Raw genomic sequence first — 20,675 nt, 5'->3', positions numbered from 1 at the left:
CAGTAAGAAGTATCCGTGAGGACTTCAATTTCTCGATGTGTTTGAGTATATTCGGACACATTTTGAGTAGCAGATTCACATCATGTATACCGTTATTATTCTTATATTCGTTATTCTTTGTTTATTCATTGGACACGTATCATATCAATTCATGGATTCATATTTATTGATTCATAGCCCATATTGGAAAGATTTCATTCTAACTTATAGTGATGTTCAATCCATTCAAATTGTATCAAACCAACAAATTGGACTTCGTACATTTGGCTTTGGGAATTTAAAACTATCAATGGGATCTTTTCATAATAATTTATATGGAGACTACAAACGCTATACATATAAGTCTTGTCCTATTTGTATAGAAATACATTTAGAACAAACTATTTTAGTAATTAACGAAAACAATGAACAAGCTACAAATGAATTATTTAATGAACTAAACAAAAGAGTTTCGCTATGAAACCCTTTTTTCTTTATCAATTTTTTTCTTAAAATAAACTGTGACAAATACACTCATAATAAAAGGAATAAAATAATCAAAGATACGATATAAAACCAATGCGGTATGACTTTGAGTAGATGTCATTAAACTTGAAAACAAAATCACAAAAGACAATTCAATAGGGCCTAATCCTGCCACATGTGGTAAAAATCCCACAATCAACAACATAAATATAGATAACACTATAATTTGAATCATAGATACATCAATGTTTAAAAATACCATCGAAGTATAAATCAATAATGTCTTTGATAAAATTCTTAGAATTTGTGTTCCTATGACTTCTATATTTGTTCTCCAATCAAAGGCGATATCCTTCGAACTTTGATATATTCTATGAATCTGATTTTCGATTGTTTCAATTTTTTTATGCCATTTATCCGGTAATTTATTTAATAACTTAATAATTAAGTCTCCCATCTTTTTCCAAGAACAAATTCCAATTAAAACAATAATAAATCCAAGACAAATAAATAATCCGAATTCAATAATCCATAAAGAATCTGGTATTCGTTTTTTAATCCATTCATAATTGAAAACAAGGCCTATAATTGATAAAAGTAAAACACCTATTTTATAGAAAATACATTCCCATGTCATAGCACTCAATGAAAAATTTGGTTCGATGTCTTTTTTATAAAGAAAATAACTTTGAATGGGAATCGTTCCTGCATTTGATGTACCAATAGTCGCAAAGATACCAATAAACGTTAACATAAGTGTATCTTTGAATTTTATTTTTTTACTGTGTTTTCTTAATAAAATAAAACACGATAATGCATCAAATACTAAAAAGACAAATTCAATTATCATTAAAACTATAAACTGTGAAACAGACAATTGTTTTAAAGAAACAAAAATTTCTTGATAGTCGTCTTTAAATACAAAGTAAATCACAATTCCAATAAAACTAAATAAAATTATATCTCTAATTCTTTTCTTCATTTATCTCATCCCTTAAAAAAAGGGCAATTGTTACACAATTGCCTACTTATTTTTTGAATCTTGCCATAATTGATCTGCGACTGGTTTCCACTTATCTGCATAGTCATCACATTTTGAACAAAGATGATCAACAGATTCCTTCGATTCTAAATCCGTAGAATGAGCTTTACTTTGGGCTACCATTTGTCTTAGTTTTTCAGGATTTTCAAGCATTGGACAAGGTCTCAACATGTTTTCATTAAATGGTTGATTGTCATGGTAAGCCATCATCATTGGTGATTTCAATCCTTCTAATAATGACTTTTCACGAATATTGGAATCCGAATAATGAATAAATACACATGGGTCCATGTCACCATTGGCATTGATATGAAGATATCGTCTACCACCAGCAATGCATCCACCAACGTATTCCGCATCGTTTTGGAAATCCATAGCAAACAATGGTTTTGTGGCACGATACTTACGAATACGATTATATGTTTCCACTCTTTGTTCAGGCGTAGGAAGTAAATCCGTTGATGCTTCGTTTCCTACTGGCATATAGTGGAAATACCATATAAAGTAACATCCCATTTCAATTAATTTATCAAAGTATTCTTCTGATGTAATAGATTCAAAATTTGCTCTAGTATAACAAGAAGAAATACCATAAACTAATTTCTTTTTACGTAACAATTCAATAGCCGCAATAACTTTATCATAGACACCTGTACCTCTTCGTCCATCGGTTGCTTGTTCAAAACCTTCTAAAGAAATAGCAGGTACAAAGTTTCCTACGCGTAACATATCATTTGCGAATTGTTCATCAATTAAAGTCGCATTGGTAAAACATAAGAATATACAGTCATTGTGTTTTTCACAAATTTTAATTAAATCATTTTTACGAACAAGTGGTTCTCCACCTGTATAAATATAGAAATAAATTCCTAATTTTTTTCCTTGTTCAATTATATCATCAATTTCATCAAAACTTAAATTTAAGCGATTTCCATAATTTGCAGCCCAGCAACCAGTACAATGTAAATTACAAGCCGAAGTAGGATCTAATAAAATCGTCCATGGAATATTACATCCATTTTCTTTTCGTGCTTTTTCTTGAACAGGCCATCCCTCTAATACAGCATTGATAAAGAAATTAGATGCGATTGTTTTTAATACATATGGATCTACATCCGTTAATAAACGATACACAAAAGTGTGGTAGGGATGATCTTTTTCAGTAATGACTTTACGAATCATTCTTCGTTGAGGTTCAAATTCACCTTTGGCAAATTTATCGGCCCAGTCCATTAATTTTAATAAATTTTTATCTGGATCTTTATATAAATAATCAATTACTTTTTCAAGTCCATATTTTTTAATTGTATTTGATGCATTCATAAAAACCTCCTGATGGATAGTGCCAATGGCACTATCCTAAGAATTTCGTTTTATTATCATATGAGAGGATTAAACATTTTTTAGAGTATATACGATAAATAAAACTAAAATTCTACTTCCTTAACGGTTTTATCATAACATCTAATTTTTTTTAAACCATGGACACTTCATAGCACATTGTTTCAATTTTTCACAATTGAATTTCAATGTCTAAAAAAAAGAAGAAATTATCCTTTCTTCTTTGGTCGAATTAGACATTTAGAATCATATCCAATTAAATCCGTACGCCCAGCAATCGTTAATGCTTCATATACTAAATCATAGTTACGGGGATTTTTATACTGCATTAAAGCACGCTGCATAGCCTTTTCTTTTGGAGTTTTGGCAACATATACCGGTTTCATATCTCTTGGATCCAATCCCGTATAATACATAGCCGTTGATAAAGTTCCTGGTGTAGGATAAAAGTCTTGTACTTGTTCAGGTTGATGATGAATATCACGTAAATACTCTGCTAATTCAATAGCCGCATTTAAATCCGAACCCGGATGCGATGACATTAAATAAGGCACTAAATATTGATTTTTATTATATTCTTTATTTAATTTTTCATATTTCTCTACAAATTTAAAATACACATCTTTTCTTGGCTTTCCCATTTTATCTAATACTTGATTACTAATATGTTCTGGAGCCACTTTTAGTTGTCCACTAATATGATTTTGAACAAGTTCTCTAAAGAATGTATCATCTTTATCATAGTACAAATAATCATAGCGAATACCCGAGCGAACAAATACTTTTTTTACACCATCAAGTGAACGAAGTTCTTTTAATAATTTTGTATAGTCACTATGATCTACTTTCAAGTTTTTACAAGGCTTTGGCCATAGACATTGACGCGTTGGACAAGCACCATGTTCCTTTTGTTTGTCACAAGCCGTTTGTCTAAAGTTTGCCGTTGGCCCCCCAACATCATGAATGTATCCCTTGAAATTTGGATCTTGAATTAAAATTTTCGCTTCTTCAATCAATGATTCATGTGAGCGTGTTTGAATAATACGTCCTTGATGAAAGTTTAATGCACAAAAGTTACATGCACCAAAACATCCACGATTACTTGTCAAAGAGAATTTAACTTCTTCAATAGCTGGAATGTAATCATACATTGGATGATATGTTCGCATATATGGTAAAGAATACGCATCATCGAATTCCATTTGTGTTAGAGGACGATTGGGATGATTTTGAACAATATAAAAACCTTGATATGGTTCTACTAATATTTTGGAAGCATAGTGATCCGTATTTAGATATTGTTTATAAAAAGATTGGGCATATGCTTTTTTATCATTTTTTATTTCTTCAAACGAAGGAAGCACAATATATTCTTCACCAATATTTGATAAATCCTTAGTTCTATACACCGTTCCATCTAAATACGTCAAATATTGCACATCAATGCCTGAATCCAAGGCATCGGCAATTTCCACAATGCTGTTTTCTCCCATTCCAAACATTAATAAATCCGCCGAACTATCCACTAAAATAGATTGACGTACTGTATCTGACCAATAATCATAGTGTCCTAATCGTCTTAAACTTGCTTCAATTCCGCCAATAATAATTGTGGCATCTTTATAGGCTTCTCTTATTTTTTGACAATACACAATGACAGCGCGATCAGGTCGATGTCCACTTTCTCCATTATTGGAATATAAATCTTGTTTACGACGTCTTTTTGAAACAGAATAGTGATTCACCATAGAATCGATGTTTCCACTAGAAACCAAAAAACCAAGACGAGGTTTTCCAAAGCGTTTAAAATCTTCAGTTGTTTTCCAATTTGGTTGAGCGAGCATACATACTTTATAGCCATGACTTTCTAGTACACGAGTAATAATGGCTGCTCCAAAGGAAGGATGATCCACATAAGCGTCTCCGCTTACATAAACAAAATCCGGTTGTTCCCAACCTCTTTCTATCATTTCTTGTCTTGTGACCGGTAAAAATCCACTCATATGTTTCCTCCTTAATTATTTCTTTATAAATTATATCGATTTCCATTCAAAAAATAAACAGCTCTTGTCAGCTGCTTATTCAACTTCAATTAATTCATATATCCTTGACCCATATCCTAGTTCACATGCTGCTTCAATTGTATGAATTCCATTACGACTTTCCACTCGTTCAATAAAGTGTTCTTTTCCTGGATCCTCACTTTGATAAACTAAATCAATACATGCTTGATCAATCGCAATTGGATCACACGATACTAATATTCCTATGTCTTTTAAACATGGATCTTCAGCAACTGCACAACAATCACAGTCTACACTCATATTTTTCATAACATTCACATAAACGATGTTGTCTTTAAAATAATCCACAACGGAACCGGCTGCATCAGCCATTGATTCTAAAAATAAATCATGATTGGCTGTCCAGATATTTTCAGGAACCCCTGCTCCATGAATATAGGCTTTACCAAATGATGACGCAATTCCAATTGATAATTGTTTTAATGCGCCTCCATATCCGCCCATAGGATGGCCTTTAAAATGCGATAAAACTAACATGGAATCATAGTTCACAATGTTTTTTCCTACATAATTTTCTTTTATAATTTTTCCTTTAGGATATTCTAGTTTTAAATCCGGTCCTTGTGCATCTAATAAATCCACTTTAAAATATTGGCTCCATCCATGTTCTTTCAATAGTTTTTGATGTTTTTCAGTAGTATTTCTTTCCCCTTCATAAGCCGTATTACACTCAACTACCGTTCCATCTACATATTCAATCATTGGTTTAAAGAAATCAGGTTTTAAAAAATTTTGATTTCCCTTTTCTCCTGAATGAAGTTTTACAGCCACCTTTCCAGGTAGATCTTTATTGAGCATTTTATATAGTTCTACTACTTTTTCAGGAGTAATTGTTCTTGAAAAATATACTTTACTCATATTTTCTCCTCCATTTATTATATAATCACATCTATTTTTTATATTGTATTTCAAAAAATATTGTTCTTCCATAGGAATCCATTTCTCTTTGAATGTTTTAGCTTTTTGTTTTCCATTTCGATTTATAATGCGTTGCATTTGTATCTTTGAATCAACGTCTAAAAAAATATGAATGTCATAGTAATTCCATAAAACAGGATGACAACTATAACTTCCTTCTACAATTGTTATCAATTTAGGATTGACTTGTATCGTATTCGTAAAATTCATTTCATGGCAATCAAATTTACGATAAGAAAAAGGTTGTCCTTTCTTTAAAGGAATCATCACTTCTTGTATAAAACGTTCATAGTCAATATTTCCACCAACTTCTTTATATCTTTGTTCTGTTCGTTGATGCTCTTGTAAAAAGAAATCATCCATATGAATGACATTACAATTTATTTGTTTGTGAATTACATTGGCAAGCGTGCTTTTTCCTGCTGCACAGCGACCATCAATGGCAATTATTCTTGTTTTTTTATTTATCATATCCATAGCGTCTTTTTATGTCTTCAATACCTGCTTGACAAGCCGGTAATTGATTTACTATTTTAATTTTAATGTCACATATTTTACAAATAGAATCAATCGCATACGCAATTAAAATATTCGAAGCATGAATTTCTTTAGGAGCTCCTCGTTTAATAATATAAGTAATAAGGTTATCCGCTATTTGTGTTATTAAATCTTCATCTGATTTAATTGGTTTCCAGCAAACTGGTATAGAAAAAGTTGTTTCCATATATAAACAAAAAGCATTGATTTTACCTTCTTCTATTTCGAATCGGTGCATCCATCAAATCAAATAATAACTCATTGATTGTGATAACAACGTGTTTTGCTCGTAGCCTTAAAAGAGGAAGTTGTTTAGAACTGCATTTCACGTTCCATATAATACATTTCCCCGTGATTAAAGTCCACTTTACATGATTTGTATCATTAAATTTATTCCATGGCTTCATATTGCGTATTCTTGTAGCTATTTCGTATAAATTATTCCATTGTAGTATCGTCGCTTCATTTTGAATCCTCACTACTCTATCATAACATAAAAAACGTATATGCCTTGATGACATATACGCAATGTTTTAGTGAGTTGCACCTTCCGCAATTTTTAAGTCTTCTTGGTTTTCTGAAATAGCCTTAATACTAGCTTCAATTCCTTTCGCAATTGTTTCAAGGCTTAAGCTAGCAGCTGGTGTTGGACGATTCACAACTTGACTTGTGATAAATGGAACGTGCATGAATCCACCGCGCATATTTGGATATTTTTTAGCAATTGTGTATAAAACACCATACATTAAGTGGTTGCATACATATGTTCCTGCCGTATTTGATACACTTGCTGGCACTCCAGCTTCTCTCATTGCTTTTACCATAGCTTTAATTGGTAAAGATGCAAAATAAGCAGGTGCTCCATCTTCAAAGATAGGACCATCAACTGGTTGATTTCCTTCATTGTCAGGAATACGTGCATCGTTTACATTAATCGCAACTCTTTCCGGAGTTAAGTCAAAGCGTCCGCCCGCTTGTCCAATGCATAATACATAATCTGGTTGTTCTGATTCCATAGCTGCTGCTACCGTTTCAATTGATTTATTGAAAACAGTTGGAACTTGTACTTTAACAACTTCGATGTCTCCAATTTGATCACTTACTAATTTTACAGCTTCCCATGCTGGATTGATTGGTTCTCCTCCAAATGGGTCAAATCCTGTTAATAATAATTTCATATTTGCCTCCCTAGAATGCTAAGAAATACATTAATAAAATATGAGCCACTAACATAATTAAAGCAACAGGTAATTGTGCAAAGATTACACGGTATTTACTCTTTGTTTCAAGTAATGCGGCTGGCATGATATTAAAGTTAGCAGCCATAGGTGTCATTAATGTTCCACAATATCCAGCTGTTAAACCAAGAGCACCAACAACAACTGGATTCGCACCTTGAGCAATTAAGAATGGATATCCAATACCAACAGTAATTACCGCAAAAGCAGCAAATCCATTTCCCATGATCATTGTGAATAATGCCATTCCAATACAGTATACAGCAACAGCGATGAAATGAGATCCTTCTGGAATTAATCCACCTACGGCTGTAGCGATAACAGTTCCGACTCCAGCTGCAGTAAATAATGAACCTAAGGCAGCTAATACTTGAGGTAAGATACCTGTTGTACCAACGTTATCCACTAAACGTACTCCATCTTTAAATGGTGTTGATAATTTTGGTTTGAAAATGATATAAGCAACAATTAAAGCCACAATAGCACTAATACCAATGGCATTGTTTGCTCCTAGTTGTGGTAAGAATGTTGCGACTAAAACAGCTGTAATAGCTAACACAACAGGTGGAAGGAACACTTTGTATCCATGTTTATCCGCATTTGAACGTGTTTCTTCAGCTTTTGGTACATTTACTGCAGCAGGTTTAACAAATCCACCTGCTGTTAAACAAGCTAAAATCACAATACATAATCCTGTAATCCATGTTGGAATATATGGTCCTACGATAAATGTTACAGCTAAAACAAACCAGAAAATAGCTGTTGTTACATTCTTTTCACAATTTTTATTTTTTAAAGCACTGTATCCTGCCATAGCAAAAATAAGTCCAATTACACAGTAGAAGACTTCTGCAAGAATAGTACTTGTTGTCCATTCAATATTTAACATTGTTCACCCTCCTACTTCTTTTTATAACGTTTCTTTAATTTTGCATCATACCATAATGCATATACAACACCTACAACAACTGAAATAATTGCAATTGGAATTGATTGTAAAGCAATTTGGTTGGCTGTTACTTCTTGTGCAATTCCATTTGATTTAAAGATTTCATTTAAAGTCGAAACAATTAATAAAGTTCCTGAAGAACCCATGAAACAGTTTTGCGCAAAGAAATTACCAAAGTTTTCTGTTGAAGCAGCCATACCTTTGATTTCATCTTCTGTTTGATCATCAATTTCACCATATTTGGCAACAGCAGCAGCTTGTGCCATTGGATTAATCAATGGACGAATAAATTGGGCATGTCCTCCAACACGTAATGAGAAAGCTGAACAAATTGTACGAATTGTTTGCCAAATAGCTAACAAACGACCAGTTGTCGCATTCTTAATTCCTTTAATAAAGTCAACTGCCTTATCTCTAAGACCCATACGCTCACATAGACCAATAACTGGTAGCGTTAAAACAAACAAAGTAGCGGTACGGTTTGTCAAAAAAGCTGTACCTAATGTTGATAAAATATCCATAATTGACATTCCACCAACTAAACCGGTAACGATTCCCGCAACGACAACAACGGCTAACGTATCAAATTTACATACAAATCCGATGACTACGATAACGATACCGATTAACTTAATAGCATCTCCCATATTTTTTCCTCCTTCTCTAATATAGAAAATATGTAATATTTTAAACTATCTAAATGAAAAAATCTATCATTATATGTGAAAAATTTTACATGTGGTGATATCTATCACCATCAATTCGAATTCCCTTAGCAACTCCATTTTTCATAATCACTTTATCATCGACTGTTATAGTTGGATTATGAGTTACTAAATCAAAATGTCCTGTCGCATTGTGACAACCACCTAATGCCAAATTTCTTCCAAATCCAATGTGAAATGTACCAAAGGCCGATTCATCTTCAATATAACTAATGCCTTGGCATTTTGCTTCGGTATTTAAGCCAATTCCAAATTCAGCGGCACAAAACATCTCTGTATCATGAAATGATTCAATGTATTTTAATAATTTAATGCCATCTTTTGTATCTTCAATGCGACTAATATAGCCATTTTCAATAATAATTTCCGTTGGTTGTTGTACTAAGCCAATATACCCCATAGAACCATCTAATACCAATCGCCCTGATGTTTTATATTCAACAGGTGGAATATAAATTTCAAAACTAGCAGATGAACACTTTCCAATTTCCCATAGCGATCCATGAAAAATACCTGGGAAACGATCGGTAATATCAAAATATAAATCTGTTCCTAATTCCGTTGTGACATGAATTTTATTGGCTTTACGCATTTCCCAAAACATGGGCATACCAATGCGATTTGCTTCATCGGGATCCATTTTCAAAAAATCTTGTTCCAACAAAGAAGATCCATCATTTGTGGACATGGGCATCGATAAAAACTGTACTCCTCGTGATAGAGCATAATAAACCGCATCCGTGGTAATAAATGAAAAATTAGTAGCTCCTACTACGGCATCGGCTTGGGCCATTTTAAATTTTAAATTTTCAATGGCTTGTCCTGCTTGGATTTCATGAGAACATAGTTCAATTACTTCATAGTTTGCTCCTACTTTTTTACTGGCTCGAACAAAGGCCTCGGCTTCTCTTTTTTTTGTTTCATCAACAATAAAATAAACTAAATCACCTTTTTTTATATGTAACCAATCTTCAACAATGATTCTGGCTCCTTCATCAATATGCATAAAAATCCTCCGATTCATCTTTTTTCATTATAATTCAAAAGCTTAAAAAAAAGGAGATTAATTCTCCCTTTTATGACACATTCCACTAATAGCACAACTTCCACAGTTACATCCACAACTTGATTTTCCTTTTTTCTTATCTTTATATAACTTAACAATAATCATAGCGACCATAATTACTAATAAAATCGCAATTATAATACTAGGCATATTCATTTCTTCTAACATTTGTTTTCTCCTTTTTTTCTAAATATCAAATACAACATTATAATCAATACCATACAAGAAATTATAAACCCCATATAATGAATGTTTCCTGTTATGGCATTTCCAAATTGCGTAATCATAAAGGCAATCGCATAGGCAAATCCACATTGATAACCAATCGCAAAACATGTCCACTTTGTATTATTCATTTCTCTTTTAATGGCTCCCATTGCCGCAAAACAAGGTGCACATAATAAATTAAATACTAAGAACGATAATCCTGTTACACTTGTGAACGCATTTGATAAGCTATGATATACATTTCCAGATGAGCTATAGATTACTCCCATTGTACCAACAATATTTTCTTTGGCAACTAATCCTGTAATTGATGCAACACTTGCTTGCCAATTTCCCCATCCCAGTGGTTTAAAAATCCAAGCAATCATATTTCCAATGGAAGCCAATAGAGAATGCGATAATTCATATTCTTCCAACATTCTAAATGTGCCTTCCACAAATCCAAAATACGTTGTGAACCAAATAATAATAGTCGAAAGCAAAATCACACTTCCGGCTTTTTTAATAAAAGACCATCCTCTTTCCCACATCGAATGAAGTAGGTTTTTAAGTGTTGGCATATGATAAGAAGGAAGTTCCATCACAAAGGGACTTGTATCACCTGAAAAAGGTTTTGTCTTCTTTAAGATAATACCAGAAACAATAATAGCTGCCATACCAATAAAATAACACATAGTAGAAATCCAAGCTGAATGATTAAATAAAGCTCCGGCAATCATGGCAATAAAAGGTATTTTAGCACCACATGGAATAAAAGTTGTTGTGATAATGGTCATACGACGATCGTTTTCGTTTTCAATTGTACGACTTGCCATAATACCTGGCACTCCGCATCCAGTTCCAATCAACATGGGAATAAAGGATTTGCCAGATAATCCAAATTTTCGAAAAACACGATCCAATACAAAGGCAATTCGTGTCATATATCCACATGATTCTAAAAAAGCTAACATGAAAAACAATATCAACATCTGTGGAACAAAACCTAGTACAGCTCCTACTCCAGCTACAATTCCATCGTTAATCAATCCTGATAACCAACCACTAACTTCTAGTTTTTCTAATGCTTCATTCACTAAAACAGGGATTCCTGGAATCCATATTCCGTAAGTTGATGTATCCGGTTGTCCAAAAGCTTGTTTATATTCAACATTTGTATACTCATGGATGGCTTTTTCTAAATCTTTTTTATTCGCAACAAATACTTCACTATCAAGTGTTTCTTCATCAATGACTTCATATGATATTTGCGTGTTTTCAGGAGTCAAATTATATAGTTCATCCAGAGCTTTTAAAGCATCTAATTCTAGTAAACTCACCATATTTTCATTTCCATATTCAACCATAAATCCATCAATAATTTCTGTGCTATTTCCATATTGTTCCATAGCTTGTTCATATTGAGAACCACCAATTCCCAATAAATGCCATCCATCTCCGAACACACCATCATTAGCCCAGTCTGTCATCATAGTTCCAAATGGCCCCATCGCAATCCAATAAACCAAAAACATTACGAGTGCAAAAATCGGTAATCCTAAAACTCGATTGGTAATAATACGGTCAATTTTATCCGATGTCGATAACTTTCCTTTATTATTTTTTTTGTAACATGTTGATAATATCGTAGAAATATATTCATATCGTTCATTTGTGACAATGGATTCACTGTCATCGTCATATTCTTGTTCTATTTCTTGAATTATTTTTTCAATTGAATCACATTGATCTGGTGCTAAATTTAATTCCTTCATTATTTTTTCATCGCGTTCAAATACTTTTATCGCATGCCATCTTTTCTTTTCGATGCTACTTAGTTGATTTTCAATACATGATAAAGTATCTTCAATTTGCTTTGAAAAAATGTTTTTTGTTTCACATGCACATGGATGAAGACAAGCTTGTATAACTTGATTGATTCCTATTTCATTCAAAGCTGATATTTCATATACAGGAATTCCTAGTTGTTTAGATAATTCTTTTGTATTAATTTGATCTCCATTTTTCTTTACGACATCCATCATATTAATAGCCATTACAACAGGGATATCTAGTTCTAGTAACTGCGTAGTTAAATATAAATTTCGTTCAAGATTGCTCCCATCTACAATATTCAAAATGACATCCACTTTTTCATGAATTAAATAATTTCTTGCCACTACTTCTTCTGATGAATAAGGCGAAAGAGAGTAAATCCCTGGTAAATCCGTAATAATTACTTCTTTGTCTTTTTTTAATTTTCCTTCTTTTTTCTCTACTGTAACACCTGGCCAATTTCCAACAAATTGATTAGAGCCTGTTAAAGCGTTAAACAATGTTGTTTTTCCTGAATTAGGATTTCCTGCTAAAGCAATTCTAATATTCATTCTTGTCTCCTCTATAATTAGTTTTAACTAACTTAAACTTAAAAAAAATTATGCTACTTCTATAATATTCGCATCCGCTTTACGAATCGATAATTCATATCCACGTACATTAATTTCAATTGGATCTCCTAATGGAGCCACTTTTCGGATACATATTTCCGTTCCCTTAGTAATTCCCATATCCATAATTCTTCTTTTTATAGCACCTGTGCCATGGATTTTGACAACTTTTACTCGTTGTCCTACTTGCACATCTTTCAATGTATTCATCGATTTAATCTCCTTTTTCAAATCATTATTTTTTGCGCCAATTCTTTACTAATCGCAATTCTCGATTCTTTGACATTTACGATTACATTTCCAGATAAAGAGGAAATAACAGTAATGTCACTTCCAACAATAAAACCTAAATTTTCTAAGTGTTTCTTTACTTGCGAGTTTCCACTTATTCTTTGTATCTTATGTTCTTGTCCTATATTGGCAAATGTTAAAGGAATCATATTCTATCCTCCTAGTTAGCTATCACTAACTGTTAATTATGTTAGCATTAACTAACTTTATAGTCAAATAAAAAATATAATTTTTTTTAAATTGACATATCAAAAACAGTCTTATTATTATGAATATATGAATGACTTATTTATCAAAAAAATATACATAGATTGGTCAAAAGTTACTTTTGATAATTATCTATATCATATTGAAGCCCTAAAAAATTTAAATGAACTCACATTTGAAAAACCCATCACCTTTTTTGTAGGTGAAAATGGAACAGGTAAATCAACGTTATTAGAAGCCATCGCCATAGCCTATGGATTAAACCCTGAAGGAGGATCTAGAAATTATTCTTTTTCAACTTATGACACTCATTCTTCTTTATATAAAGGAATTCGTCTTTCTAAAAGTGTTCATAAACCTAAGTGGTCTTATTTTCTAAGAGCAGAGAGTTTTTATAATGTCGCAACCAAAGAAATGGACTATGCAGATATAGGGCATCCATCTGAAAAATATCATGAACAATCTCATGGTGAAAGTTTTCTTTCTCTGGTTCAAAAACAATTAAATTCATATGGTCTATATTTATTAGATGAACCGGAAGCCGCTTTAAGTCCTCAGCGACAGTTGACATTATTGATGGAAATATATAACAGTGCTAAACAAGGAGCTCAATTTATTATAGCCACTCATTCTCCCATTTTACTTGGCATTCCCGATGCTCAAATTTTATCTTTTGATGATGGCATAATTCATGAGTGCACATATGAAGAAACAGGCAGTTATAAAATAGTGGAGATGTATATCAATAATAAAGACCGATTATTAAATCAATTATTTAAAGATGAATAAAAGAGGAAATTTATGAAAAATCACTATAAAGAAATAATTTTATTCCTATTTCAATTATTTATGTTTTATATTTTTCCATTGACAGCAGGTCCTACTGATGCGATGGGAATGGTGTTCATCATTATTATAATGACCTTTATTTTATCTATTTTTATGGGATTAACACAAACGAAAATAAAATATATCTACCCTATATTAAATTCTATATTCTTTATTCCATCGGTTTTTATATACTATAATGAAACTGCTTTTATTCATGCGCTATGGTATTTTGTGATTTCATCGGTCGGTTTATTGATAGGTATTTTTATGATGTATTTAAAAAGGAAAATTTATGGCCATAACAATTAATATTTATTATTCTGAAAAAAAAGGAAGTGCACGTCAATTTGTACAGGAAATGTTTTCTTCTGGTACAGTGGATGCGATTAAACAAGAACAAGGAAATTTAAGATATGATTATTTCTTTCCTTACAATGATGATTCCACTGTTTTATTGATTGATAGTTGGACTTCACAGGAAGCAATTGATGTTCATCATGCTTCACCTATGATGAATACCATTATCGATTTACGTAAAAAATATGATTTACACATGAAAGTTGAACGTTATATATCCGATGATAAAATGCTTGAATCAGATCAAAAATATATAAAAAAATAGGTATTTATTTAGAAAAAATTAATAATGCTTCTGTATACTTGTCCCATCAAAAATAGAATGGAGATAAATATGAAACTACCTAAAATATTCACAAGCTTTCATTTAAAGGTCATTGCCATAGTAAGTATGTTGATAGACCATTTTGCGTATATACCCTTTGCCTCGATTTTAAGTGCATCGTATTCTGCTCATACCTATACAGGTATGAAACAATCCTTTCTTTTATGGATTTCACAACATGAACAAATATTATGGAAAATGAATGAAGTTATGCACTGGATAGGAAGACTTGCCTTTCCCTTATTTTGTTTCCTTTTAGTGCAAGGATTTATGCATACAAAAAATAAAACAAAATATGCGTTTCGATTGGGCTTGTTTGCCCTTTTGTCTGAAATTCCTTATGACATGGCCTTTAATGGTTGTATTTTTTCCTTAAAAAACAACAATGTATTCTTTACTTTATTCACAGGATTTATGATGATATGGGCTATTTCAATCGAAAAGAAACGATATGAAACAAAGCAAAATACAGTCCTTTATTTTGGTTGCATTATCGCATTAGTAACAATGGCATCTTTTTTAGTTACATTTGTGTTTGATTCAAGTTATGGTACTTCTGGTATTTTAACGATTCTTATCATTTATTTAATGAAGGATCAACCTGTCTTAGCCCTTGTTTGTAGTACTATTGTGCTTTCTTTATTAAATTTTTCTTTTGTGGAATTATTTGCGATACCTTCGGCTTTACTTGTGGCAATGTATAATGGGAAGCGAGGTAAAGGAATTAAATACTTTTTCTATGTATTTTATCCTGCTCATCTACTGATATTTGCCTTACTGGCCAAGTACTTAGGCAATTGGATTATTGTTTTAAAATAAAATTATTGAGGATATAACAATTAAATAACAAACACTTAACTGTTATATCCTCAATTTTTTACATTATTAATTTCTAATTCTATAACATAAACTGATGATTTATTTTTTAAATAAAGTATTTTTCATATTTTTAATCATCTTTGAAATTGAATAATTAGCGGATTTTTGTACCATCACTTGAAGCAACACCATAACCAAAATAACAAATACAATTCCTATCACATAATCTAAAATTGTAATAGTATAAAGTGTATTTAATACATAAATGTTATAGATTGATGCAATTCCCATAATCCATCCCGTAACGATTCCAGGTACATACCATCCTTTGATGTTACATATTTTTTTACCTGCTGTATGAATAATCATTTCCAAAATACCTAGAAAATTAGGAGCCAATACAAAAATAAGACAGCAATGCATCATTTTTACACCACATTTTGGGTGAGAATATTTGCTGTCTTTCTGCTGTCTTATCAATTAAAAGCAGTACATTTTAAATAAAACAAAAGAAAAGACCCATAGGCCCAAAACAGCGATAGAATCGATGTTTTTGTGACTTTTGAGTCTTTTTCTTCTCTTTGATTTTTGTCGTTTGATTAACGTTTACTGAATTTATTGAGAATTGTGGTCTTCATAAACTCCTTTGTTCAAGACAAATTTGAGTATATGAAATTTTATTTGCTGTCTTTTGCTTTCTTAGTGCTACCTTACGGATTATTAATGTTCATATAATAAAAATGCATTATTAAAGTGTCTGCCAATAAATAAAGACTATAATAAGATTGAATTTATAATTTTAATTCAAACTCCCGAAAGTATAACGATTGCTATTTTATATATGTTATGATTATATTGAAATGTACAAAATAAAATTATGTGTAAATTATCTTGTGTTTTAAAATTTATAGGAGGAATGCTTTATGACAAATTTATTTGATATTTCTCAATTTAATGCATATCGTGAAGATAATCGACGTGAAGTAAAAAAAGCACGTGATGGTCTCCCTCTCTCCCTTTGGGAAACATATTCTGCTTTTGCAAATTGCTATGGCGGTGTCATTATCCTGGGAGTTAAAGAAAATAACGATGGTAGTTGGTATACAACCGGTCTAAAAAATCCTTCAAAACTTCAAAAAGAATTTTGGGACACAATAAATAATACTAAAAAAATAAGTATTAATTTATTACGAGAAGATGATGTAGAAATGTATAATCAAAACGATGATGTAATTATGGTTATACACGTTCCAGCAGCTCATCGTGAACAAAAGCCCGTTTATATCAATAATGATATTTTTAATGGAACCTACAGAAGAAATTTTGAAGGTGACTATCGTTGTACAAGAATTCAAGTTAAAACAATGCTACGTGATCAAGCGGACGATACAATTGACATGAGCATTCTTGATAATGTTGATATCAATATCTTTAACAAAGACTCCATTAGAGGATATAGAAATATGTTTGCATCCCTTAAAGATGGCCATCCCTTTACAAGATTAAATGATGATGAATTTCTACGAAGTATTGGTGCTTTAGCTATATCTGATAATGACAAAAGTTTGCATCCAACTGCTGCTGGTCTGCTTATGTTTGGAAATGAATATGATATAGTAAGATATTTTCCAGATTATTTTTTAGATTTTAAAACAAAACTAGACCCAAATATGCGATGGACAGACAGAATTCAATCAAGTTCAGGTGATTGGTCAGGAAATATTTTTGATTTTTATTTCAGGACCTATAACAAAATCAAACAATCATTACCATTGCCATTTAAAATATCAAATGGTGTTCGCATTGACGATACACCACTTCATGAAGGTATTCGAGAGGCTCTTGTGAATTGTTTAGTAAATGCAGATTATTATGGTTCAAGAGGTATCGTAATTACATTAGAACCTTATCAAATCACATTTTCTAATCCTGGTTATAGTAGAACCGGAATTCAACAAATGAAGCGTGGAGGTGTTTCAGATCCGCGTAATCGTGGAATGATGAAAATGTTTAATCTAATTGACATAGGTGAGCGTGCTGGAAGTGGAATTCCTCGAATTTTAAACATTTGGGAAAACGAAAGAATGATAGAACCTTTGATTAAAGAAGAATTCGATCCTGATCGTACAAACTTAATTTTATCGTTTGAAAAAAAACAAGCGATAAAATCAAGCGATAACAATCCGATAAACATATCAAAGCAATCAAAAAAAACATTAGAGAATAAACAAAAAATATTGGAATATCTAAAGGATAATGGGCGTTCAAAATGCGTTGATATAGCTATATTTATAGGATTAAGCGAATCTAGAACTAGAGTAATACTCAGTGACATGGATGAAATCGAACCACTTGGAAACAATAAAAATAGAACTTATAGACTTAAATAATAAAAATTATCGCTTGTTTTAAAAACAAGCGATAATTTTTATTTCATGCATATCGAACTAGTACAGAAAATCAATTTAATAATTTTTTCATTTAGATAAAATAAAAAGACCATCTATTATAGATGATCTTAATATTTGTCTCACTATACGTAAATTAACGTTTAGAGAACTTCGAAACCCTATAATATTAAAGTTTTACAACCTTTTTGTTGCTTACTTGTTGCATTGCCGATTTTTTTAACACAACTCAAATAGTTTGCTAAATTATTTACTTAACACTTAATTCTTCAATTTTTTTATGCTTCTCAGTATTTTTACCCCCTCTTTGGTTAATTGGGAACTATCTTTATCTAATACTAATGATTTTGCTTCTAAAATTCTATCAATTGCATTCATTGGATCTAGGGAATGATATGCAAAGAATAAATGTCTTAGCTCTGTACCTTTTATAATCTTATAAGCATTTTTACTATCAATTTGATAAACATATGATAGATATCTATAAATATACCCTATCCAATACATTTCATTAACTGAAAACTTTATTTTTCCATAACTGGTTTTACCATATTCTATATCTAATTCTTCGAAAATCTCTTCAATTGTCATACTTTCATTTATAAAGGTTAAGTTATCCATTCTAGAAACAAATTTAGAATTCATATATCGCCGGATAAATATATTTGAACTGCATTCTTCTCTAATAACAGATTGTTCAAAAATTTTACCTTGTATATCACATAGTAATAAACCTACTTGATCCATTTCTCTTTTCATAATATATCGTCAATATATTGACCTTGCCCCCTATACTGCCTTCGAGCCATTTTAATTTTAGTATCTCCAACTTTATTATCCTCTAACCTTTTGATTTGATACTTTTCTTTTTCTTTACTACATAAATAACATCTTTCGACAATTTTCACCTGACTCAACGCTCTCTCTGTTTTAAAAACATATTGAAATCCTAAGTTCGTAGCTGCTAAACAATGTATACACTGTTCATCCGTAATTTCGCCTTCGATAAAACTATCTATAATTCTAAACATCCTATTATCAACGATTGGTGCTACCAAATAATCTATGTTTTCTAATTTGTTTATTAAGTTTTTGATAATTGGATGATCCTCATAACCATTTAGTCTTCCTCTAAAATATGCTATTGTCAGCATCCATTCTTGATTGACTTTATATTCAATGCTAGAAAGGTTTTGTGGATTGAAACTTAATATATAAACACTAGATGTATCAAATCCACTTACAAATAATGATGACTGCTCAAAACTTTCACCACAGTAAAATCCTTTACCAAAATCATTATTGTTTTTTGAATGCTCAATATCAATATCACCCTCTATTATGTTCTTGGCACCATGGTATAATACTAATTTATTCTCATTTGTTAAATCTTCATAATACAGTTGTGCTTTAATCTCATTGATAAAGATATTATTATTAAATGCAAAAGTATATATCTTTTCAATATTACTTTCCTTTGTATCCATTTTACCAGTTTCCCATCTTGCTACTGTAATCGCATCAACGCCTATTCTTTCAGCAAATTGTTTCTGAGATAAATTAAGTAGCTCCCTAATTAATTTAACATCCTCATCTATTCTATAATTCATCATAGATTTGATATCACCTCACAACTTTATTTTAGCATACGCTAGTAAGAAGTTTTTTTTACTCTATACAGTTTCGTATTTTTAAAAACAAAAAAGAAGTATCTAAAAACTTCTCACAAAGTCTAAATACTTCTCTACTCTTCTCACAACAATTAATACTAATGTTTTGAGAATTTCTAGAGAATTGAGGTCATGATAATATGCTTTATTTAAAGGAAATATCATAATCTTTTAGGGTGGTTTGCTATCTTTTGCTATCTTAGTGCTATCTTATGATTTTCGATTTATAAACAGTTAATTATATAGACTTATTGCTAAGTTCAATTGATTATATTTTTGCTATAATATATTCATCATTAAATTAGAATTTATCAGAAAATGAGGAATAGTTGAAATGGAGGCGCTATAATAACATGAAGATTGAAGGGAACCAGAAAGAACTGGATGCAATGGTAGAATTTCATAAGGGAAACCGTGTCGAGGGGCTGAGACTGCAAGAAGAATTTGCAGCGGAATTTCGTAAGGAGTATAAAGACAAAGATCACTGTCCTTGCCTGAAAGCCTGTCGTTATCACGGAAACTGTAAGGAATGTGTAGCAATCCACAGAGCGCATCAGGAACATGTTCCTAATTGTATGCGACCATTGATTAATAAAAAATTGAAATTGATGTCAGAATTAACAGAGCATACCTTGGCAAATGAAATAGAAGCTCCACATGAGATTTTAAGAAAATAGGCAAGTCAAATTCAAATTTGTTAAATTGGAAAATTCAAGTTTATGGAGAGTCACCGTTATGATTAGAGAAT

Annotated in this window: 23 protein-coding genes; 7 read left to right on the top strand and 16 right to left on the bottom strand. The window is 31.5% G+C overall.

Translation table 11 applies throughout. From position 1 onward, the window contains the following. Positions 1-82 precede the first annotated feature (82 nt). A complete protein-coding gene (locus tag ACI313_RS00135; protein ID WP_320608793.1) occupies positions 83-460 on the top strand; it encodes a PH domain-containing protein in 378 nt (125 codons plus the stop codon). Here the strand turns inward: ACI313_RS00135 and ACI313_RS00130 are convergent. The 13 genes from ACI313_RS00130 to ACI313_RS00070 all read right to left on the bottom strand — a co-directional run bounded on the left by ACI313_RS00130 (position 455) and on the right by ACI313_RS00070 (position 13,459). Further along, positions 455-1,447 carry a lysylphosphatidylglycerol synthase transmembrane domain-containing protein gene (locus ACI313_RS00130; RefSeq protein ID WP_320608794.1) on the bottom strand — a complete coding sequence of 331 codons (993 nt, stop codon included), beginning with the start codon at positions 1,445-1,447 and terminating at the stop codon, positions 455-457. The two genes, ACI313_RS00135 and ACI313_RS00130, sit on opposite strands and share 6 nt — an antisense overlap. A gap of 42 nt (positions 1,448-1,489) precedes the next feature. Further along, a complete protein-coding gene (locus ACI313_RS00125) occupies positions 1,490-2,830 on the bottom strand; it encodes a radical SAM protein (protein WP_320608795.1) in 1,341 nt (446 codons plus the stop codon). Between the two features lie 227 nt (positions 2,831-3,057). Further along, a complete protein-coding gene (locus tag ACI313_RS00120) occupies positions 3,058-4,851 on the bottom strand; it encodes a YgiQ family radical SAM protein (RefSeq protein ID WP_320608796.1) in 1,794 nt (597 codons plus the stop codon). Positions 4,852-4,926: 75 nt separating this feature from the next. Continuing rightward, on the bottom strand, positions 4,927-6,327 hold the full coding sequence (locus tag ACI313_RS00115; RefSeq protein WP_439755003.1) for a DUF362 domain-containing protein: 1,401 nt from the start codon (positions 6,325-6,327) through the stop codon (positions 4,927-4,929). After that, on the bottom strand, positions 6,311-6,625 hold the full coding sequence (locus ACI313_RS00110) for a DUF6930 domain-containing protein (protein ID WP_439755002.1): 315 nt from the start codon (positions 6,623-6,625) through the stop codon (positions 6,311-6,313). Before ACI313_RS00110 ends, ACI313_RS00115 begins: the two co-directional genes overlap by 17 nt. Positions 6,626-6,920: 295 nt before the next feature. Further along, positions 6,921-7,565 carry a pyroglutamyl-peptidase I gene (pcp, locus tag ACI313_RS00105; RefSeq protein ID WP_439755001.1) on the bottom strand — a complete coding sequence of 215 codons (645 nt, stop codon included), beginning with the start codon at positions 7,563-7,565 and terminating at the stop codon, positions 6,921-6,923. Positions 7,566-7,575: 10 nt separating this feature from the next. After that, complete coding sequence (locus ACI313_RS00100) at positions 7,576-8,514, bottom strand: DUF979 domain-containing protein (RefSeq protein WP_320608800.1); 939 nt, start codon at positions 8,512-8,514, stop codon at positions 7,576-7,578. 11 nt (positions 8,515-8,525) lie between these two features. Then, a complete protein-coding gene (locus ACI313_RS00095; protein ID WP_320608801.1) occupies positions 8,526-9,221 on the bottom strand; it encodes a DUF969 domain-containing protein in 696 nt (231 codons plus the stop codon). Positions 9,222-9,306: 85 nt separating this feature from the next. Next, a complete protein-coding gene (locus tag ACI313_RS00090; protein ID WP_320608802.1) occupies positions 9,307-10,305 on the bottom strand; it encodes a peptidase in 999 nt (332 codons plus the stop codon). A 57-nt stretch (positions 10,306-10,362) separates the two neighbouring features. Further along, entirely contained in the window at positions 10,363-10,533 is a 171-nt protein-coding gene (locus tag ACI313_RS00085) for a FeoB-associated Cys-rich membrane protein (RefSeq protein WP_439755000.1), read from the bottom strand. Further along, positions 10,527-12,959, bottom strand: a complete 2,433-nt coding sequence (gene feoB, locus ACI313_RS00080; RefSeq protein WP_439754999.1) for a ferrous iron transport protein B — start codon at positions 12,957-12,959, stop codon at positions 10,527-10,529. The genes ACI313_RS00085 and feoB overlap by 7 nt, the downstream gene beginning before the upstream one ends. Before the next feature lie 48 nt (positions 12,960-13,007). Further along, on the bottom strand, positions 13,008-13,229 hold the full coding sequence (locus ACI313_RS00075) for a FeoA family protein (RefSeq protein WP_320608805.1): 222 nt from the start codon (positions 13,227-13,229) through the stop codon (positions 13,008-13,010). Between the two features lie 17 nt (positions 13,230-13,246). Beyond that, positions 13,247-13,459 (bottom strand): FeoA family protein, encoded by a 213-nt coding sequence (locus tag ACI313_RS00070; RefSeq protein WP_320608806.1) that lies wholly within the window; start codon positions 13,457-13,459, stop codon positions 13,247-13,249. A gap of 127 nt (positions 13,460-13,586) precedes the next feature. Here ACI313_RS00070 and ACI313_RS00065 point away from each other — a divergent pair, with 127 nt between their 5' ends. The 4 genes from ACI313_RS00065 to ACI313_RS00050 all read left to right on the top strand — a co-directional run bounded on the left by ACI313_RS00065 (position 13,587) and on the right by ACI313_RS00050 (position 15,849). Then, a complete protein-coding gene (locus ACI313_RS00065; protein WP_439754998.1) occupies positions 13,587-14,306 on the top strand; it encodes an AAA family ATPase in 720 nt (239 codons plus the stop codon). 12 nt (positions 14,307-14,318) lie between these two features. After that, positions 14,319-14,657, top strand: a complete 339-nt coding sequence (locus ACI313_RS00060) for a hypothetical protein (protein WP_439754997.1) — start codon at positions 14,319-14,321, stop codon at positions 14,655-14,657. Next, complete coding sequence (locus ACI313_RS00055; RefSeq protein WP_439754996.1) at positions 14,641-14,970, top strand: putative quinol monooxygenase; 330 nt, start codon at positions 14,641-14,643, stop codon at positions 14,968-14,970. The genes ACI313_RS00060 and ACI313_RS00055 overlap by 17 nt, the downstream gene beginning before the upstream one ends. A gap of 69 nt (positions 14,971-15,039) precedes the next feature. Then, positions 15,040-15,849, top strand: coding sequence for a TraX family protein (locus tag ACI313_RS00050; RefSeq protein ID WP_320608810.1), 810 nt, complete (start codon positions 15,040-15,042; stop codon positions 15,847-15,849). A 99-nt stretch (positions 15,850-15,948) separates the two neighbouring features. Here ACI313_RS00050 and ACI313_RS00045 read toward each other — a convergent pair whose 3' ends face one another. Continuing rightward, a complete protein-coding gene (locus ACI313_RS00045; RefSeq protein WP_320608811.1) occupies positions 15,949-16,275 on the bottom strand; it encodes a hypothetical protein in 327 nt (108 codons plus the stop codon). A 497-nt stretch (positions 16,276-16,772) separates the two neighbouring features. On the opposite strand from ACI313_RS00045, the gene ACI313_RS00040 reads away from it, so the two are divergent. Beyond that, positions 16,773-18,239, top strand: coding sequence for an RNA-binding domain-containing protein (locus ACI313_RS00040; protein WP_439754995.1), 1,467 nt, complete (start codon positions 16,773-16,775; stop codon positions 18,237-18,239). 279 nt (positions 18,240-18,518) lie between these two features. On the opposite strand, the gene ACI313_RS00035 is transcribed toward ACI313_RS00040, so the two are convergent. Further along, on the bottom strand, positions 18,519-19,016 hold the full coding sequence (locus tag ACI313_RS00035) for an antitoxin (RefSeq protein ID WP_439754994.1): 498 nt from the start codon (positions 19,014-19,016) through the stop codon (positions 18,519-18,521). After that, positions 19,013-19,870 (bottom strand): DUF3990 domain-containing protein, encoded by an 858-nt coding sequence (locus ACI313_RS00030; RefSeq protein WP_439754993.1) that lies wholly within the window; start codon positions 19,868-19,870, stop codon positions 19,013-19,015. The genes ACI313_RS00035 and ACI313_RS00030 overlap by 4 nt, the downstream gene beginning before the upstream one ends. Positions 19,871-20,280: 410 nt before the next feature. Between ACI313_RS00030 and ACI313_RS00025 the strand changes: the two genes are divergently transcribed. Beyond that, the gene (locus ACI313_RS00025; protein WP_004613237.1) at positions 20,281-20,604 is read left to right on the top strand and encodes a hypothetical protein; all 324 of its coding nucleotides are present in this window, start codon (positions 20,281-20,283) and stop codon (positions 20,602-20,604) included. Positions 20,605-20,675 lie beyond the last annotated feature (71 nt).

The organism is Floccifex sp. (assembly GCF_051873495.1).
Taxonomy (GTDB): Bacteria; Bacillota_I; Bacilli_A; order Erysipelotrichales; family Erysipelotrichaceae; genus Floccifex.
This window is presented reverse-complemented; position numbering and strand designations above follow the sequence as displayed.

What these genes read in the sequence shown, in the direction of transcription:
- ACI313_RS00065 (WP_439754998.1), top strand. Translation starts at nt 13,587, where the DNA reads ATGAATGACTTATTTATCAAAAAAATATACATAGATTGGTCAAAAGTT.
- ACI313_RS00100 (WP_320608800.1), bottom strand. Translation starts at nt 8,514, where the DNA reads ATGTTAAATATTGAATGGACAACAAGTACTATTCTTGCAGAAGTCTTC.
- ACI313_RS00050 (WP_320608810.1), top strand. Translation starts at nt 15,040, where the DNA reads ATGAAACTACCTAAAATATTCACAAGCTTTCATTTAAAGGTCATTGCC.
- ACI313_RS00135 (WP_320608793.1), top strand. Translation starts at nt 83, where the DNA reads ATGTATACCGTTATTATTCTTATATTCGTTATTCTTTGTTTATTCATT.
- ACI313_RS00035 (WP_439754994.1), bottom strand. Translation starts at nt 19,016, where the DNA reads ATGAAAAGAGAAATGGATCAAGTAGGTTTATTACTATGTGATATACAA.
- ACI313_RS00060 (WP_439754997.1), top strand. Translation starts at nt 14,319, where the DNA reads ATGAAAAATCACTATAAAGAAATAATTTTATTCCTATTTCAATTATTT.
- ACI313_RS00120 (WP_320608796.1), bottom strand. Translation starts at nt 4,851, where the DNA reads ATGAGTGGATTTTTACCGGTCACAAGACAAGAAATGATAGAAAGAGGT.
- ACI313_RS00030 (WP_439754993.1), bottom strand. Translation starts at nt 19,870, where the DNA reads ATGATGAATTATAGAATAGATGAGGATGTTAAATTAATTAGGGAGCTA.
- ACI313_RS00110 (WP_439755002.1), bottom strand. Translation starts at nt 6,625, where the DNA reads ATGCACCGATTCGAAATAGAAGAAGGTAAAATCAATGCTTTTTGTTTA.
- ACI313_RS00115 (WP_439755003.1), bottom strand. Translation starts at nt 6,327, where the DNA reads ATGGATATGATAAATAAAAAAACAAGAATAATTGCCATTGATGGTCGC.
- ACI313_RS00095 (WP_320608801.1), bottom strand. Translation starts at nt 9,221, where the DNA reads ATGGGAGATGCTATTAAGTTAATCGGTATCGTTATCGTAGTCATCGGA.
- pcp (WP_439755001.1), bottom strand. Translation starts at nt 7,565, where the DNA reads ATGAAATTATTATTAACAGGATTTGACCCATTTGGAGGAGAACCAATC.
- ACI313_RS00055 (WP_439754996.1), top strand. Translation starts at nt 14,641, where the DNA reads ATGGCCATAACAATTAATATTTATTATTCTGAAAAAAAAGGAAGTGCA.
- ACI313_RS00045 (WP_320608811.1), bottom strand. Translation starts at nt 16,275, where the DNA reads ATGATGCATTGCTGTCTTATTTTTGTATTGGCTCCTAATTTTCTAGGT.
- ACI313_RS00075 (WP_320608805.1), bottom strand. Translation starts at nt 13,229, where the DNA reads ATGAATACATTGAAAGATGTGCAAGTAGGACAACGAGTAAAAGTTGTC.
- ACI313_RS00085 (WP_439755000.1), bottom strand. Translation starts at nt 10,533, where the DNA reads ATGTTAGAAGAAATGAATATGCCTAGTATTATAATTGCGATTTTATTA.
- ACI313_RS00090 (WP_320608802.1), bottom strand. Translation starts at nt 10,305, where the DNA reads ATGCATATTGATGAAGGAGCCAGAATCATTGTTGAAGATTGGTTACAT.
- ACI313_RS00130 (WP_320608794.1), bottom strand. Translation starts at nt 1,447, where the DNA reads ATGAAGAAAAGAATTAGAGATATAATTTTATTTAGTTTTATTGGAATT.
- ACI313_RS00070 (WP_320608806.1), bottom strand. Translation starts at nt 13,459, where the DNA reads ATGATTCCTTTAACATTTGCCAATATAGGACAAGAACATAAGATACAA.
- ACI313_RS00025 (WP_004613237.1), top strand. Translation starts at nt 20,281, where the DNA reads ATGAAGATTGAAGGGAACCAGAAAGAACTGGATGCAATGGTAGAATTT.
- feoB (WP_439754999.1), bottom strand. Translation starts at nt 12,959, where the DNA reads ATGAATATTAGAATTGCTTTAGCAGGAAATCCTAATTCAGGAAAAACA.
- ACI313_RS00040 (WP_439754995.1), top strand. Translation starts at nt 16,773, where the DNA reads ATGACAAATTTATTTGATATTTCTCAATTTAATGCATATCGTGAAGAT.
- ACI313_RS00125 (WP_320608795.1), bottom strand. Translation starts at nt 2,830, where the DNA reads ATGAATGCATCAAATACAATTAAAAAATATGGACTTGAAAAAGTAATT.